This is a genomic window from Pseudomonas sp. WS 5410 (genome assembly GCF_012985645.1).
Taxonomy (GTDB): domain Bacteria; phylum Pseudomonadota; class Gammaproteobacteria; order Pseudomonadales; family Pseudomonadaceae; genus Aquipseudomonas; species Aquipseudomonas shahriarae.
Window position 1 is genome coordinate 17,343 of record NZ_JAAQWS010000025.1, and the last position, 15,828, is coordinate 33,170.

Here is a 15,828-nt window from a genome sequence, read left to right on the forward strand (position 1 = left end):
TGAAATGTACTGATTTAGGTAGCCCACATGATTTATGACTTTTGCATCATCGGTGGCGGCATTGTCGGCCTGGCCACCGCGATGGAGTTGCTCAAGCGCGAGCCCAACGCGTCCCTGGTGATCCTGGAAAAGGAACCAGTGCTGGCCAAGCACCAGACCGGCCATAACAGCGGCGTGATCCATGCCGGCATCTACTACGCACCCGGCAGCCTCAAGGCCGACCTGTGCAAGCGTGGCGCCGAGGCCACCAAACAGTTCTGCAGCGAGCATGGGATCAAGTTCGAGGTGTGCGGCAAATTGCTGGTGGCCTCAACGGCCCTGGAAGTGCAGCGCATGGAAGCGCTGTATGCGCGCTCGCAGCTCAACGGGATGAAGGTCGAGCGCCTGGACGCCGAGCAACTGCGGGCCCGCGAGCCGAACATCGTCGGTCTGGGCGGGTTGTTCCTCGATGCCACCGGGATAGTCGACTACCGCCAGGTCTGCGAAACCATGGCTGCAGTGATTCGCCGCAATGGGGGTGAGATCTGCCTGGAAAAAACCGTCACGGCGATTGCCGAAGACACCGACAAAGTCACCGTCAGCACCCACGACGGCGCTTGGCAAGCGCGGCACCTGGTGGTGTGCGCGGGCCTGCAATCGGACCGCCTGGCGACCCTGGCCGGGATTGATATCGACCACCAGATCATCCCCTTCCGTGGCGAGTATTTCCGCTTGCCGGCGTCGAAGAACAACATCGTCAACCACTTGATCTACCCGATCCCGGATCCGGAACTGCCGTTTCTGGGGGTGCACCTGACCCGCATGATTGATGGCAGCGTCACCGTCGGCCCCAATGCGGTGCTGGGCCTGGGCCGGGAGAACTACAAGAAGTTTTCCGTCAACTGGAAGGATGTGGCCGAGTACGCGCGCTTCCCCGGCTTCTGGAAAACCATCTGGCAGAACCTCGGCTCCGGCAGCGTGGAAATGAAGAATTCGTTGTTCAAGTCCGGCTACCTGGAGCAATGCCGCAAGTACTGCCCATCCCTGGAACTCGACGACCTGCTGCCCTACGAAGCCGGGATCCGCGCCCAGGCGGTGATGCGCGACGGCAGCCTGGTGCACGATTTCCTGTTCGCCCAGACGCCGCGCATGTTGCACGTGTGCAATGCGCCGTCACCGGCGGCCACCTCGGCGATTCCGATTGGCGAAATGATCGCCGACCGCATGTTCACCCCCAACTAAACACCCCCTCTAGGAGCTGTCTCGCCCCGCGAGGCTGCGATGACGGCGGCGCAGGCAACCAATGTATCGCCTGCCCCAGCGCTATCGCAGCCTCGCCAAGGCTCGACAGCTCCCACATTTGATCGCGTTCGCAACACCCTAATAAATATAATGACTGAGAAGGAAGTACAGCATGACGGCAAAAGCCCACAACCCGGCCACGGTGGAAACCCCGGCACAAACCAAGAAGCGCCTGCGCAAGGTGGCTGCTGCCACCATCTTCGGTTCGATGCTGGAGTGGTATGACTTCTACCTCTACGCAACCATGGCGGCGATTGTCTTTTCGAAGATCTTCTTTGATAACAGCGACCCGAAAACCGCGACCCTGATGGCGTTCTCCACCTTTGCCATCGGCTTTATCGCCCGCCCCTTCGGCGGCATCCTGTTCGGCTACCTGGGCGACAAGTTCGGCCGCAAACATGTGCTGGTGTTGACCTTCTGCATGATGGGCGTGTGCACCACCCTGATCGGCCTGATCCCCAGCTACGCCTCGATTGGCATCTGGGCGCCGATCATTCTGGTGTTTATCCGCATCATCCAGGGCCTGGGTGCCGGTGCCGAGCTGTCGGGCGCGGCGGTCACTTCCTACGAGCATGCTTCAGAAGGCAAGCGCGGCAGCCAGGGGGCCTGGCCGGCGCTGGGCTTGAACCTGGGCCTGCTGCTGTCGTCGCTGACCGTGTACCTGCTGACCATCAATGGCAATGAGTTCCTGTTGGCCGGCGGCTGGCGCATCCCGTTTATCTGCAGTATCGCCCTGGTGGGTGTGGGCCTGTGGGTGCGTAACAGCATCCCGGAAACCCCGGAGTTCAAAGAACTGAGCCAGGAGCCGGCCAAGGCCAAGGTCTCGCCGCTCAAGGCCCTGTTCAAGAATGATCTCAAGGGCCTGGCGGTGGTGTTCTTCGTGGCCATTGGCTACAACGCCCTGAGCTACATCTTCAAGACCTTCTCCCTGGCCTATCTGACGCAGTTCAAGGGCGTTGATGTGCACGTCACTTCGCTGTCGGTGACCATCGCCAGCCTGGTGGCGATTGTCGCCGTGCCATGCTTCGGTTGGCTGTGTGACAAGTGGAGCAGCAAGTCGGTGCTGGTGCTGGGCGGCGTGCTGTCGCTGCTGTTCGCCTACCCGTTCCTGGCGCTGTTGAACACCGGCGAAAGCCTGATGATCTACCTGGCCATCGGGATCGGCACCGGGATCCTCGCGCCGATGATGTTCGCGCCACAGGGCTCGTTCCTCAGCCGTCAGTTCCCGACCCAGACCCGTTCTTCGGGTTTCGGTACCGGCCGTGAAATCGGCACGGCTATCGCCGGTGGCCTGGCGCCTTTGGGGGCCTTGTCGATGGTGGCTGCCTCGGCCACTCACTCGACAGACGGCGTGGTGATCATTCTGGCCATCGCGTCAGTGCTGGTGGTGGTGTTTGCCCTGTGTGACCAGGGTCGCAAGCACTCGGCATTCAAGAACTAAGGGCAAAATATTGCCCAAGGGGTGCATCTGCGCCCCTTGATCGCGCATCATGGGCACTTTCATGCTCAAGGGAAACGTCCATGCGCGTTCTGTCATTGATGATGGGTGTTACCACGCTGGCCGCCAGTCTGGTGTTTTGCGCCACCGCGTCGGCGAGCGAAGAGAGTCAATTGATCGACTCGATCAACCAGTACCGCAGCCAGGTGCAGCGCTGTGGCGACCAGGGCTCCCAGGAGTTGCCGCCGCTGGCGGTCGACCCACGCCTGGTGTTGCCGGTCAATAATGTCGGCGATTTGCAGCAGGCCCTGGCCCAGGTGGCCTACCCGATGGTCAACGTGCAGGCGATCAGCCTGTCCGGGCCTCGCGACTCGCAATCGGCGATGAAAGCGGTACGCGAGAGCTTCTGCCGGGTGGTGCTCGACCCGCAATTCGTCGATATCGGCGTCAGCAACAATGGCCAGGACTGGCGCATTGTCCTCGCCCGCCCACTGTTGAGCCGTGGCTTGGCCAGCTCCCAGGACGCCGGCCCGCAGTTGCTGGAGATGGTCAACGCCGCCCGCAAACAACCGCGCCAGTGTGGCGAGCAGGCCTTCGCGGCCACCACGCCACTGGTCTGGAACGCCCAGTTGGCGAGCGCCGCCGACAGTCATGCACGCAATATGGCCAACCACAACTTCTTCGACCACCTGGACCGCGACGGTCGGACCCCGGGCGACCGCGCGGAACTGGCCGGTTATGTGGCGCAACAGGTCGGCGAGAACATCGCGGCCGGCCTGGACACGCCGCGCAAGGTGGTTGACGGCTGGCTCGCCAGCCCCGGGCATTGCGCCAACCTGATGAACCCACAATTTCGCGAATTGGGCGCCGCCTATGGGCTGGATCCGAAAAGCGATGCGGGGATTTACTGGACGGCATTGTTGGGCACGCAATAGCGTCGAAACGAACAAGGTATTGAGTCGATGACAGACTGGCTGCAAGGCGGCGGTGAGATGGCCGAACGGGTTCGCCGCCATGACTGGGCCAACTCGCCCCTGGGGCCAATGGAGCAATGGCCGGACGTGCTCAAAACCACGGTGTCCCTGAGCCTTGCTTCCCGTTTCCCCCAGGCGGTGGTGTGGGGGCCCGAATTGATCACGCTGTATAACGACGCGTTCATTCCGGTGCTGGGCAACAAACCAGAGGCCCTGGGTCAACCCTTCAGCACGATCTGGCAGGAAGCCTGGAGCCAGATCCGCCCGATCGCCGATGCTGCATTCGACGGCCAGGCAACGTTTATCGAAGACTTCCCACTGATCGTCGAGCGTGGCGCGGCGCCGGAACAGGCTTATTTCACGTTCTGCTATAGCCCGATCCGCGACTCCACAGGCAAGGTGGTGGGGATGCTCGACACCGTGACCGAGACCACCAATACGGTGTTTATGACGCGCCGCCTGGCCGTGCTGGATGCCATCAGCCTCGGTGTGGCCAACGCCACCGATCCGGCGGCGATCATGGCGGCCACCACGCGGGTGCTGGCGACCCACCTGAACCTGTCCAACTGCGCCTATGCCGACATGGAGGCCGACGAAGACGGTTTTACCATCCGCGGCAACTGGGCCGCAGAAGGCTCGCCCAGCATCGTCGGGCATTATCGCCTGACAGACTTCGGCCAATTGGCGGTCGAGCGCCTGCAGGCCGGCGAGCCATTGATCATCAATGACAACCTGACGGAACTGACGCCCGAGGAGGCCGCGACCTTCCAGGCCATTGGCGTGACGGCAACGATTTGCATGCCGCTGATCAAGTCCGGGCGCCTGACCGCGCTGATGGCCATTCACGACCGCGTCCCGCGGCGCTGGTCTTCCTACGACCTGGCGCTGCTGGGTGAGGTCACGGAGCGCTCCTGGGCCCATATCGAACGGGTGCGGGCCGATGCCATTGTGCGTGAGGGCCTGTCGGCGCTGGCCGATTTGAATGCGACCCTGGAGCAACGGGTCATGGAGCGCACCACCCTGCTCAACCAGACTGAAGCGGCGTTGCGCCAGTCGCAGAAGCTCGAAGCCATTGGCCAGTTGACCGGCGGCGTTGCCCACGACTTCAACAACCTGCTGACAATCATCCGCTCGTCGGTGGACTTCCTGCGCATGCCCAACCTGCCCGAAGAGCGCCGCGAGCGATACATGAGTGCGGTGACCGATACCGTAGAACGCGCCAGCAAGCTGACCAGTCAGTTGCTCGCCTTCGCCCGGCGCCAGCCGCTGAACCCACAAGTGTTCAATGTGGGCCAGCGCGTGCAAAACATCGGCGACATGCTGGAGACGCTCACCGGTGCGCGGATCCACGTCCGCGTCCAATTGCCTGAACAGGCGTGTTACATCTGCGCGGATTCCAGCCAGTTTGAAACCGCGCTGATCAACATCGCCCTCAATGCGCGGGATGCGATGAATGGCCAGGGTACGCTGGTGTTACGCCTGGACCGGGACCAGCCGTTGCCATGCATTCGCGGGCATGGCGGCTCCGGCAAACCCTTCGTCGCGATCTCCCTGGCGGACACCGGCAGCGGGATTGCCTCGAGTACCTTTGAACGCATCTTCGAACCGTTCTTCACCACCAAGGAAGTCGGCAAAGGCACCGGGCTTGGGCTGTCGCAGGTATTCGGGTTCGCCAAGCAGTCGGGAGGCAATGTCGATGTCGCCAGTGTGCTCGGCCAGGGCACCGTGTTTACCCTGTACCTGCCGCAGGTGGAGCCGGAGACGATCCTCGACAACGTGGTCGAGACGCCGCTTGAACTGGCCCCGGACGCCGGGCGACGGCGCATCTTGATCGTGGAGGACAACCTCGAAGTGGGCCGCTTCGCCAACCAGATTCTGCAGGACCTGGGCTACCAGACAGTGTGGGCCACCCATGCCGAAGAAGCCCTGGAAATGATCGGCCCGGATGCCCGGGCATTCGATGGGGTGTTCTCCGACGTGGTGATGCCCGGCATCGGCGGTGTGGCGCTGGCCCGGGAGTTGCGCCGGCGCCGGCCCGATCTGCCGGTGATCCTCACCTCCGGCTACAGCGAGGAACTGGCCAAGTCCGGTTATGACGGCTTTGAATTTCTCGCCAAACCCTACTCCGCCGACCAGGTCTCACGGGTGCTGGCCAAGGCTATGGGCAAGGACTGAAGCCTAGGACGCGACCACCACCTGGTTGCGCCCCAAGGCCTTGGCGCGGTACAGGGCTTTGTCGGCCGTGTTCATCAAGTGCTGCAAGTCGTCGCCCACGGCAAGCGTCGAGGCCACCCCCAGGCTCGCACTCAACACCTGCACCGGGTCAATGGTCAAATCGGCAATGGCGCGGATCAGTTGTTCGCCGATGTCCCGTGCTACCTCAAGCGTGGTGTCGGGCAACAACACCGCAAACTCCTCGCCCCCCAGGCGGCCGTAGATATCCGTCTGGCGAAAGGAGGCGCTGATCACCTGGCCAATCTGCTGCAACACCCGGTCACCCGTCTGGTGGCCGTAGGTGTCGTTGATGGCCTTGAAGTGATCCATGTCCAGCATCAGCGCACACAGGGGCTGGCGAGTGCGTTTGCATTGGTCATACAGCACCTGGGCCTTTTCGAAAAACGCCCGGCGGTTCATCAGCCCGGTGAGTTCGTCGGTCTCGGCAGCGCGCGTGGAAATACTGTGGGCCCGCTCTATTTCGCGGGTCAGGCGAAAGGCCTTCTCCAGGGCCTCGGACAATTTCCGCGAGGCGCCTACGACAAAGGATGAGAACACCAGCACTGCGATAGCCATGCCCATTTGCATCTTGGAAGGTTGAAACAGCAACCACAGGGTGCACGGCAACAGCACCAGGGCCATGGACACCATGGTCATGTAGCGGTAGGCCGAGTAACACGACACCGCGCTGACGGACATCCCCACGGTAAAGAGGATGACCAGCGCCTGGGTCAAGCGGTCATCGGTTGGCATTATGGCAAGGGCGCCGGCGCCCCAGATCCCCGCAGAAAGCACCAGCGTAAGCCAATAATGGAGCTCCCAGCGGCGCGGCGTGCGCTCACTTCTGGGGCTGCGAAAATACTGGAAGAACATCAACAAGCGCAGGAGCGACGAGCCGGACAGCAAGATCAGCCAGCCGATCATCAGGTCGCGATCAAGGCGGTCCCAACACAACCAGCACAACATGCCGGCGGCCAGATAGCTGCCGAAAACCGCAGAAAAGGATTGGCGAAACAACTGATGCAGGCAATCAGTCCGCACCTGCGCTTCGATGAAAAAATCCTGGTCCTGCTCACGCCCAAGGCCATTCATTTGATTCGCCTGATCAGTAGTGCCGCGACAAAATGGCATTGTGGCACCCTGCCAGTATCCAGAACAGCGAAATCCGCTGTAGATACCGCGTAAACGCCCATGTTAAAGCCATCGCGCCTCTGTAGGAGCCAGCTTGCTGGCAATGGCGATATGACTGTGAGCTGCAACGCCACGTCGCCCGGCGTCCACAGCTACTGCGGGTTTTCAATCCTGAGCCACGGCCAGCGGGCCTGATAGCTTCTGGCCTTCTGCTGAAACAGATCCGGCTGCGGGGTGATGGGGTTGAGCCGGAGTATTCCCTGTTCGATGTCGGCCAAACCGAAAGGTGCATAAATTTCGCCCGTGTCTACGGCCAAGGCGATGCAGGTGCCCGCCACCAAATAGCGATCCACCCCATCCATGGCCGAGTGCAACTGGGGATAAGGCATGCCGAACCGCTGCGGGTACCAGAGATGCACACGCGCCTGGTTCTTCACTTCAATGTTCGCATGCAGGTCGCGGAAAAGTTCGGCGGCGCGCTCAATCACCGCATTCTCGGCTTCCCAGGACAGATCGGGATCGAAGTAGAACACGTCGTAATCCTTCACGCCCCAATCGGCGCTCAAACCGGCCTGATGATTCCACACCGCCTGGAACAGGCAACCGGCCGTCAGCAGGCATTGATCCAGGCCAAGGGCTGGCAGGCGCGCGGTCATTTCAGCATTGATGGGGTTGGTCATCGCCAACTCAACCAGCCTCTGGGTCGTCAGTCTCATGTGCAGTCCGTTGCCATTGCTCGTGTTGAGGGCAAAGGTTATACCAGGGTTTCGTTACCCCTTGAGCGTCGCCTCGATGGCCGCAATGTCGATTTTCACCATGCCCATCATCGCCTCAAACGCACGCTTGGCTGCGGCCGGATCGGGGTCGGTGATCGCCGCCGTGAGCACCCGCGGGGTGATTTGCCAGGAAAGCCCCCACTTGTCCCGGCACCAACCGCACGCAACCTCCTCGCCACCATTGCCGAGACGGATCGCCTGCCACAGGCGATCCGTCTCGGCTTGGTCGTCAGTGGCGACCTGGAATGAAAATGCCTGGTTGTGCTGGATACCCGGCCCGCCATTGAGGCCCAGGCACGGGATCCCCATGACGGTGAATTCCACGGTCAGGACATCGCCCTGCTTACCCGCCGGATAGTCACCCGGGGCTGTATGTACGGCCTCTACGCTGCTGTCTGGGAATGTCGCGGCATAGAACCTGGCAGCGTCCAGGGCGGCGCCGTCGAACCAGAGGCAGATGGTGTTTTTGTGGGTCATCTGGATACTCCCAAAAAGGCCATTGACCGCTACAGTCTAGCCACGCCCGGAGCGGGCCCAGTGACGAGCAATCAGAGCGTACCGCACGACACCGACTTCATGCCCAGCCAGGCCAGCGCACGCGTGGCACTCATGGGCCGCGCGCAGAGGTAGCCCTGGCCCAGCTCGCAACCGAGCTTGAGCAAGCCCTGGCGCTGGCTTTCGTGCTCGACGCCCTCGACCACCACCGCCATATCCAGCGCTTGAGCCAATGCCAGGGTGCTGCTGATCACTGCACGGTTACGGCTGCTGGTTTCAAGGTCGCGGGCGAAACGGGCATCGAGTTTGATTTCGGTAAAAGGCAGTTGGCACAGACGCTCCAACGACGAATAGCCGATACCAAAATCATCAATGGAAAGGCCGGCGCCCATCATCCGCAAGCGAATCAAGGTTTGCAGCACCCCGGGCGAGACCTCCAGTAATCCGCTTTCAGTGATCTCGAAGGTCAGGCGCGAAGGCGGGATGGCGTAACGCTCCAGCGCTGCGCACAGACGCGGGAGCAAGGACTTACAAGCCAGTTGCCCGGCCTCCAGATTAAACGCCAGAGAGAGCACATGCCCCTGCTCCTGAGCTGTCTGCAGGAACGCCAACGCCTGTTCCAGCAGGCTGAAAAACAGTTCATCCATCAAACCGAAACGCCCTGCCTGGGCGAGGAAATCAGCCGGGGGTAACACGCCAAACTGAGGGTGTTCCCAGCGCGCCAGCACTTCAAGACTGTCGCTTTTACCGGTCATCAGATTGAACTTGGGCTGGAAGAAAGACTTGAGCTCATCCCGTGCAATGGCGTGCTCCAAACGTGCTTTGCTCGCGCGGGTATGGCGCGCCTGCCGAGAGACGGGATGCCCGTTAGCGACCGTGGTTTCCAGGTATCGGGTCAACAGCGCCGCAATCGCCGCCGCTCGCACCGGAGCATCGACATATCCCAGGAAACTCACCCCCAGCAGGCCGAGCATCCGTTCGATGGCGTCATGCAGATCCTGGGCATGGCTACTGCAAATGATCATGGACCTGACCCACCGGGTGCGGCTGAGTGCTTCGAGGGTCGTCAGCCCTTGCAGTCCTTCCTCCTTAAGGGTGCACAGCACGATATCCACCGGCCCTGTGCGGTCGAGCAGCTCCAGGGCCGCGGCCACGTCGGCCACGCCCATCACCCACTCACACCCCGAGTCCTTGAAGACCTGAGTGGCAACGAGCTGCTTGAAGGGGTGCTCTTCAACGACCAGAACACGAATTGGTAGAAAGGACATGACAAATCACAGATGACATGAAAGTACGGCCATTCTCGTCTCGCTTCCTACCGGCGTATTTAGGAAAAGTCTTAAATGGAAAACGAAAATTTCCTGGTTTGGTCGCTGACGCCAAACGGCCATAACGCCGCAGCTCAACGGCGGGAGCTGGCTTGGCAACCCCGCGTTGACGGTTCAGAGAGCGGTGGTTATCATTCTCCAAACCTACCGACCGGTAGGCAGTCATTATTGTGGAGTTTTTATGAATGCCCAACCCACCCACAGGGTTCCCCTGAGGCTGGCTATTGGTCTGGGACTGATCGGCGCCCTCGGCCCGTCGGCTGTCGATATGTACTTATCGAGCCTCCCGCAGATTGCCCGCGAGTATCAGAGCAGCTTCGCCAGCGTGCAGTTGACCTTGACGTTCTTCCTCCTGGCCATGGGTGCAGGCCAGTTGATCTTCGGGCCCATCGTCGATGCCTATGGCCGACGCCGCCCCCTGCTGGCCGGCCTGCTGTTGTTTACCCTGTGCTCATTAGGCGCGGCGTGGGCACCGACCCTTGAGACATTGATCGCTCTGCGCTTCGTCCAGGGGCTTGGCAGCGCCCTGACGCTGGTGGTGATCATGAGCATGGTTCGGGATGTCAGCGAAGGCGTGGCCGCAACCAAGCTCTTTGCGTTGCTGATGACCATCGAAGGGGTTGCGCCCATCTTCGCCCCGGCACTGGGTGGGATTATCGACACCCATTACGGATGGCGCGCGGTGATGCTGGTCCTCGCCGGTTTTGGCCTGGCCGTGCTCGGCAATAGTTGGCTGTCGCTGCCGGAAACCCTGGCCCCCAGCCAACGGGAACCGCTGCGCCTGGGCGCGGCGTGCCGGACTTACCTGACCATCGCCAGGGACCCGCACTTCCTGCGCCCGACCCTCGCCGTGGCCGCGGTGTTCTTCTTTCTGTTTGCCTACATCGGCGGTGCAACCCTGGTGTATCAGCAAACCTATGGCCTGAGCCCGCAAGCGTTTGGCATGCTGTTCGGCGTCACGGGCGTGGCCATCCTGATCGGGGCCATGAGCGCCGGGAAACTGGTCAGCCGCCTTGGCTTGAGCCGTCTTTCCTTGATTGGCGTGTCGTGCATGGCGGGTGGCTCGGCAATCGCCCTGGTTTCCAGCGTTACCCTCCTGGGCCTGCCCGGTATAGTGGCGGGCATGGCCGTTGCCCTGTTTGGCCTGGGTATCGCGGAGTCCACACTGATGTCGCTGGTAATGTCCTCGCAAAAACGCGCGCTGGGCTCCACCGCCGCACTGTTGGGGGCATTTCAACTGTCGATCTCCGCCAGTGCGACGCCGCTCTCAGCCTTGGCGCTGACCTATGGACCAGTAGCTTGGGCCGCGTTGCTGCTGGCCAGCGCGTTGCTGACTTGCCTGCTGACCACCATCAGCCTCCCCCGGGGGGCAGGGCAAACCTATGACCTGACCGGGCACTGATCAAGGAGCACCACCATGACATCCACCATCCTGACCTCGGCCGCCGAACGCATCGCGCAACTGGCGCTGGAGCAATTTGCCGAGCATGGTTACGACGCCGCCTCACTGAATGACATCGCCGTTCGCGCAGGCATCAAGAAGGCTTCGCTATACGCGCACTTTGCGAGCAAGGACGCGCTCTACGTGGTCGCACTCGAACTCGCCCTACAGGCCGAACTCGACTACGTGCAAAGCCAATTTGCCAGGAACTCGCGGTCGATCAAGGCCCCCGGCGAGGTCTATATCAACAACCTGCAACGCCGCCACAGCGCCAATCAATCCCTGCGGTTCTTGTTACGGGCCGCGTTCTACCCGCCGACGCCGCTGAGGGACGTGGTCATGTCCGGGTTCAATGACTACATGGCGACGATCCGCGGCCATTTCCAACAGGCGCTGCTTAAGGCCTATCCGGACGTAGACGAACAGGCCATGCAAGTGTTGGCAGAGGCTTACCTGGTGATGATCGACAGCCTGCATGTAGAACTGACCTACGGTGATGCGCCGGCCTACGCACGCCGCCTGGAGGCGCTGCAACGGTTGTCGCGGGCGGTGGGTTACGATGAGATTATTCTTCGGTTACGGGGGTAAATACCTGAACGGCCTCGGCAGATTCAAGTTCCGTTTTGGTTCTCATCGGAATGACGCCCAGGCCACTTCCCGAATCGAACATAGGTGATCGCAATGCCATGTGTTAAACAGCGGCTACAAGGCCGGTGGAGTGCCTGCCGTGGTGACGTGCCGCCGAGTCGCATGCCCGCCCAGGAAAATGTAGATCACTGATATGGCGGGCTTTTTTTCAAAGCTGGCGCACGCATTCCAGCAGAAAAAGAGCGCATGCAAACTTGCGCCAAGGTGCCTGGATCTATATATTCCCTAGCCTGCTGCACCGCTCAAGCGCTTTGTTCGACAACGCCCCCTTGAGCAGCTTCATCGCGCTGCCGCCCGAATGGCGAAACTGGTAGACGCATGGGACTTAAAATCCCCCGCTCGTAAGGGCGTCCCGGTTCGATTCCGGGTTCGGGCACCATAGATATCAAGGGCTTGCATGATGAACTTCATGCAGGCCTTTATCTTTTCTGCTCCGCAATTTTAGACTCTGCTCCGCAATTATCCCTCCCTCGGCGTCCTGCCGACCGAACACAAACTACCAAATTGCCCACGATTCGTGGTGCTTGTCGTATGGCCGCGCTCGGCCAGAAGCGGGAGTTCAGGTCATGGAAAATAAATCTGTCCCGTTATGACTGGTTCCGTTATTACTGCATCGCTTAGATACAGTGAAAAGTTCGCGACCGAGAGCTCGTGCAGTGTCCATATGAACCTTCGGATCCTGCATTTCTGACTCGAGTAGGAGTTCGGACGTCACTACGCATGCGCCGCAATAGTCGAAGATCCCATGGTCAATCTGCGTCTTCATGGCGTCGGCATAACCGTGCCGCTCATAGGTTCCCCCATCGGCACCGCCGACACCGACAAGATGAACGCGCAGGTGACGAAGCTTCTTCACCAGCTTGGCATCCGAACTGTAATCAAACGCCCAGCCATTGGCGAACACGCGATCGATCCATCCCTTGAGAAGCGCTGGCATCGACCACCAGTAGATGGGATAGACCAGCACAAGGGCATCGGCGCGATCGATCCGCGCCTGCTCGGCGGCAACATCAGCGGGAGGCGGTTCCTCCCTGTGATGGACAGCGAGATCAGCCGTAGTGAACCTCGGATCGAACGCTTGCGCCGAGAGGTCCGCGATTTCGAAGGAGTTGCCGGGATCTGCCAGGGATACGCCTTCGGCGATTTGCGAAGCGAGGCTATGGGTGAGGGACTGGGGATCGTGATGAGCAACAACGATAAGCGCGTGCATGTCGAAAACTCCTGCTAGTGATTGAGGGCGAAAGGGCGAACCCTATATACTATTGGTAAGTTATGCACAGTAAGTTACTTTTGGTATATAGCCATGTCAAGCATCGAGACAAGAGAGCAGGGTTCCAGACCGCAGCCGCGTCGGCGCATGTCAAGGGAAGAAAGGCAACGACAGTTGCTGGACGTCGCCTGGCGGCTAGTCCGGGAGGAAGGCACGGAAGCTTTGACGCTTGGACGGCTCGCCGAACAAGCTGGCGTGACAAAACCCGTGGTTTACGATCATTTCAGCACGCGGCCCGGGTTGCTGGCGGCGCTCTATCAGGAGTTCGATGCTCGCCAGACCGCACTCATGGACGCCGCGCTTCAGACGAGCAAACCCACCTTGCTGGAAACTGCGACGGTCATCGCATCGTCTTACGTCGACTGTGTGCTTCTCCAGGGCAACGAGATACCCGGCGTGATCGCGGCGTTGGCCAGCTCACCAGAGCTCGAAAAGATCAAGCGCGAATACGAAGCTATCTTCATGAACAAATGCCGGTTGGCCCTCTCCCCATTTACCAGAGAGGGTTCTATCGCGCCCGCGAGTCTTCGGGCGATGCTCGGTGCGGCCGAGGCCCTATCCCACGCCGCCGCAACCGGAGAAATCACACCCGAGCAGGCGCAGGACGAACTCTTCGAAACGATCATCGCAATGGTCGACAGAAGCGCGCGCGGTGGCACGTAAAGTGTCGACGAGAGCGGTGAGCTGATCGTTTAGTGAATCGGAGGGCCAAACACGAATCTATCCGACGTTGCACCGGACGTCCGAAAAGGGTCGATTGTAGCCGGTCGCGAAAGACCGGAACCGGCCAGAAGCGAACACTCAACATAACTCCTAGTCACCATGGTGCAGAATGCCCTTCCAAAGAGCGGCGGCCTCGATTACCGCCGCCATAGATGATCCTGATACCAGCCATCAAGGCAGATAGCCCGGCAGCATAAAGCGTTGGCGAATGCTGACTCAGCCATGCAAGCACGATGAGCCAGGTGTCTGGTTTGTCTGGCATGTTGGGCGTCGTAGCTGCGCTGATTAAAGGTAAGTCGCTGATAAAGTTCAGGCTCGGAGAAGAGCATATGGCCACGTGTTACGATCGGCTGCGTTAAACGGATATGTCCCCCAGGAGAACCTGGTACACGATCTAATGAGCTGCAAAACGAGAGGCGAAATATGCAATTTAGAAAACACTACCCAATACTGATCGCTATGAGCTGTCTTCTCTTAACAGCGTGTGACACGAAGAAAGATCAGATTTATCAGGTCGTCCGTTGCGTTATGGCAACAGAGACTGTGGCCGGCGGCGCCCCTGGTGAAGTGGGGATCAAAACCGGGCAGGCGGTTGCTCAATATCAGAAGGACCATGGCCTAGATATGAACTACGAAGAAATTAAAGATCTCGCAGAAAAAGCACGAATAGAAATAACAGGAAATCCGGAGTTCCCAATGCCTGCTCAGATTGATCGAGCAAAAAAAATCATGGCTTCGGATCAATGCAAAAATAGTCATCCCTGATTAATTTGCTTCGCAAAATAATTTCGCAAATAAAAAACCCGACTATGTGGTCGGGCCTCTATCAAACTCGCCGTAGGCAAAATATTAACTATGGGGAAATAATGTTCTCAGCCGTGCGGGAATTCAAGCGGCCTCATTCATCTTGTAAGTTATCCCACCAATTGGGCTTAATGCCTTGGCGTCAATGTCATAGCAGGCATCGAAGCAGAGCTGCACAAAAGGCTCCCAGTCGGTATGACTCACCCACATGGGTTACAAATCAGTTCACGCACATAGGTAACAGTTACTGACTGGCAGGCAATTACTGATCGTCGGGTACCTTCAACTACCTACAAGACACCGACCAAAGCTGATCAAGTCTTGTCGTATAGCTCTGACTCATAAGCTCCCGCCGCATCGCTCCGTCAGGATTCGCCGGCACCGAACAAAGGGCCGGCTCTGAAGCCCTGACATACGCCGGGCACGCCCGCAGCGCGATAAATCCTTGGTCGTAGGCGTTGATATCGCCTATAATCGGCGACCTCAAGATAAAGACAAAGGAGCAAATTTGAACAAGAACTCGTATCGTTATTTGGTGCCTTTGATTTTTGGAACGCTGCTCTCTGCCTCCTTGCTTGTTACATGGCATAGCCATATTTACTCCAGAACCTTCTTCAAGCCAGATCTACAACAAAGCTACCTTATCGCCTCATCAGTACTTGCAATCATAACTTCGCTGGGCATGTTATTCTTTAAAGCAAACATCACACCAGGCAACACTCTCAAAAATATAAAAATCATTATCTGCACTCCAATAGCCGCACTTATAGTATGCATGCTTATATTAGTCATTCCATTTTCACTTTCAATCTACCTTTCCACTGGGACTCAAAGCAGCTACACGACTGCCTATAAAAAAACCTCAGGCGGCAGAAGAAGCTGTAGTGGGATTGAATTCTTCGAGCCAGAACTAAATAAGGAAATCAAAATATGCCGATCAAACGTTATCGACAATACTGGACAGGTAAGCGTTTACAAAACCAGTACTCATAACGGCATAGTCATAATAGGCACAAAAATTTAATGGCGTTCTTAGGCAGAGGGTTCATATTTTAGGGAGCTGTAAACTATCCCCTCCCCTATCCGACAGGGTGAACACCTGACCCTGGGCCCAGTCAGTCATGCCCCGGTAGATCGCCGAGATGTCACGCAGCAGCGACCAGGCATCAGCCTTGCTCTGCAGGTTCAGGTTGCAGATGAAACGCAGCTCCAAAGGCCGAGACTTTGACCGGCCTGCCATCACCCGCAATGACAGGAAAACTGCACGAAAAACCGAGCATGGGTACAACAATCAGTTTGCGCAAA

At 59.2% G+C, this 15,828-nt stretch carries 14 protein-coding genes, 1 tRNA gene and 2 pseudogenes; 10 read left to right on the forward strand and 7 right to left on the reverse strand.

Translation table 11 applies throughout. The features are described from left to right. Positions 1–27: 27 nt before the first annotated feature. The 4 genes from lhgO to HBO24_RS26040 all read left to right on the forward strand — a co-directional run bounded on the left by lhgO (position 28) and on the right by HBO24_RS26040 (position 5,868). On the forward strand, positions 28–1,221 hold the full coding sequence (lhgO, locus tag HBO24_RS26025) for an L-2-hydroxyglutarate oxidase (protein WP_170060606.1): 1,194 nt from the start codon (positions 28–30) through the stop codon (positions 1,219–1,221). Between the two features lie 172 nt (positions 1,222–1,393). After that, positions 1,394–2,722 carry an MFS transporter gene (locus tag HBO24_RS26030; RefSeq protein WP_170060607.1) on the forward strand — a complete coding sequence of 443 codons (1,329 nt, stop codon included), beginning with the start codon at positions 1,394–1,396 and terminating at the stop codon, positions 2,720–2,722. Positions 2,723–2,802: 80 nt separating this feature from the next. Next, complete coding sequence (locus tag HBO24_RS26035) at positions 2,803–3,654, forward strand: CAP domain-containing protein (protein ID WP_120732807.1); 852 nt, start codon at positions 2,803–2,805, stop codon at positions 3,652–3,654. Between the two features lie 27 nt (positions 3,655–3,681). Beyond that, entirely contained in the window at positions 3,682–5,868 is a 2,187-nt protein-coding gene (locus HBO24_RS26040) for a response regulator (RefSeq protein ID WP_170060608.1), read from the forward strand. A 3-nt stretch (positions 5,869–5,871) separates the two neighbouring features. Here HBO24_RS26040 and HBO24_RS26045 read toward each other — a convergent pair whose 3' ends face one another. The 4 genes from HBO24_RS26045 to HBO24_RS26060 form a co-directional block, all read right to left on the reverse strand. Continuing rightward, on the reverse strand, positions 5,872–6,999 hold the full coding sequence (locus HBO24_RS26045; protein WP_115128066.1) for a GGDEF domain-containing protein: 1,128 nt from the start codon (positions 6,997–6,999) through the stop codon (positions 5,872–5,874). Between the two features lie 191 nt (positions 7,000–7,190). Further along, positions 7,191–7,754, reverse strand: coding sequence for a nucleotidyltransferase family protein (locus HBO24_RS26050; RefSeq protein WP_115128065.1), 564 nt, complete (start codon positions 7,752–7,754; stop codon positions 7,191–7,193). A gap of 54 nt (positions 7,755–7,808) precedes the next feature. Then, positions 7,809–8,291, reverse strand: a complete 483-nt coding sequence (locus tag HBO24_RS26055) for a VOC family protein (protein ID WP_170060609.1) — start codon at positions 8,289–8,291, stop codon at positions 7,809–7,811. A gap of 71 nt (positions 8,292–8,362) precedes the next feature. Then, positions 8,363–9,577 carry an EAL domain-containing response regulator gene (locus tag HBO24_RS26060; protein ID WP_115128063.1) on the reverse strand — a complete coding sequence of 405 codons (1,215 nt, stop codon included), beginning with the start codon at positions 9,575–9,577 and terminating at the stop codon, positions 8,363–8,365. Between the two features lie 241 nt (positions 9,578–9,818). On the opposite strand from HBO24_RS26060, the gene HBO24_RS26065 reads away from it, so the two are divergent. From HBO24_RS26065 to HBO24_RS26075, 3 genes are all read left to right on the forward strand, one after another. Then, positions 9,819–11,039 carry a multidrug effflux MFS transporter gene (locus HBO24_RS26065; RefSeq protein ID WP_170045153.1) on the forward strand — a complete coding sequence of 407 codons (1,221 nt, stop codon included), beginning with the start codon at positions 9,819–9,821 and terminating at the stop codon, positions 11,037–11,039. 15 nt (positions 11,040–11,054) lie between these two features. Further along, positions 11,055–11,666 carry a TetR/AcrR family transcriptional regulator gene (locus tag HBO24_RS26070; protein WP_170060610.1) on the forward strand — a complete coding sequence of 204 codons (612 nt, stop codon included), beginning with the start codon at positions 11,055–11,057 and terminating at the stop codon, positions 11,664–11,666. 352 nt (positions 11,667–12,018) lie between these two features. After that, positions 12,019–12,105: transfer RNA gene (locus tag HBO24_RS26075), tRNA-Leu, on the forward strand. A 180-nt stretch (positions 12,106–12,285) separates the two neighbouring features. Here the strand turns inward: HBO24_RS26075 and HBO24_RS26080 are convergent. Next, positions 12,286–12,936, reverse strand: a complete 651-nt coding sequence (locus HBO24_RS26080; RefSeq protein WP_170060611.1) for an NAD(P)H-dependent oxidoreductase — start codon at positions 12,934–12,936, stop codon at positions 12,286–12,288. A gap of 93 nt (positions 12,937–13,029) precedes the next feature. Here HBO24_RS26080 and HBO24_RS26085 point away from each other — a divergent pair, with 93 nt between their 5' ends. Beyond that, positions 13,030–13,659 (forward strand): TetR/AcrR family transcriptional regulator, encoded by a 630-nt coding sequence (locus tag HBO24_RS26085; protein WP_170060612.1) that lies wholly within the window; start codon positions 13,030–13,032, stop codon positions 13,657–13,659. Positions 13,660–13,831: 172 nt separating this feature from the next. Here the strand turns inward: HBO24_RS26085 and HBO24_RS26090 are convergent. Next, a pseudogene (locus HBO24_RS26090) lies at positions 13,832–13,981 on the reverse strand (phage holin family protein); the annotation flags it as partial. Positions 13,982–14,142: 161 nt separating this feature from the next. Here HBO24_RS26090 and HBO24_RS26095 point away from each other — a divergent pair. Further along, positions 14,143–14,484 carry a hypothetical protein gene (locus HBO24_RS26095; RefSeq protein WP_170060613.1) on the forward strand — a complete coding sequence of 114 codons (342 nt, stop codon included), beginning with the start codon at positions 14,143–14,145 and terminating at the stop codon, positions 14,482–14,484. Between the two features lie 325 nt (positions 14,485–14,809). On the opposite strand, the pseudogene HBO24_RS29410 reads toward HBO24_RS26095, so the two are convergent. Next, positions 14,810–14,908: pseudogene (locus HBO24_RS29410) on the reverse strand (DUF4113 domain-containing protein); the annotation flags it as partial. Positions 14,909–15,031: 123 nt separating this feature from the next. On the opposite strand from HBO24_RS29410, the gene HBO24_RS26100 reads away from it, so the two are divergent. Beyond that, positions 15,032–15,547 (forward strand): hypothetical protein, encoded by a 516-nt coding sequence (locus tag HBO24_RS26100; RefSeq protein WP_170060614.1) that lies wholly within the window; start codon positions 15,032–15,034, stop codon positions 15,545–15,547. Positions 15,548–15,828 lie beyond the last annotated feature (281 nt).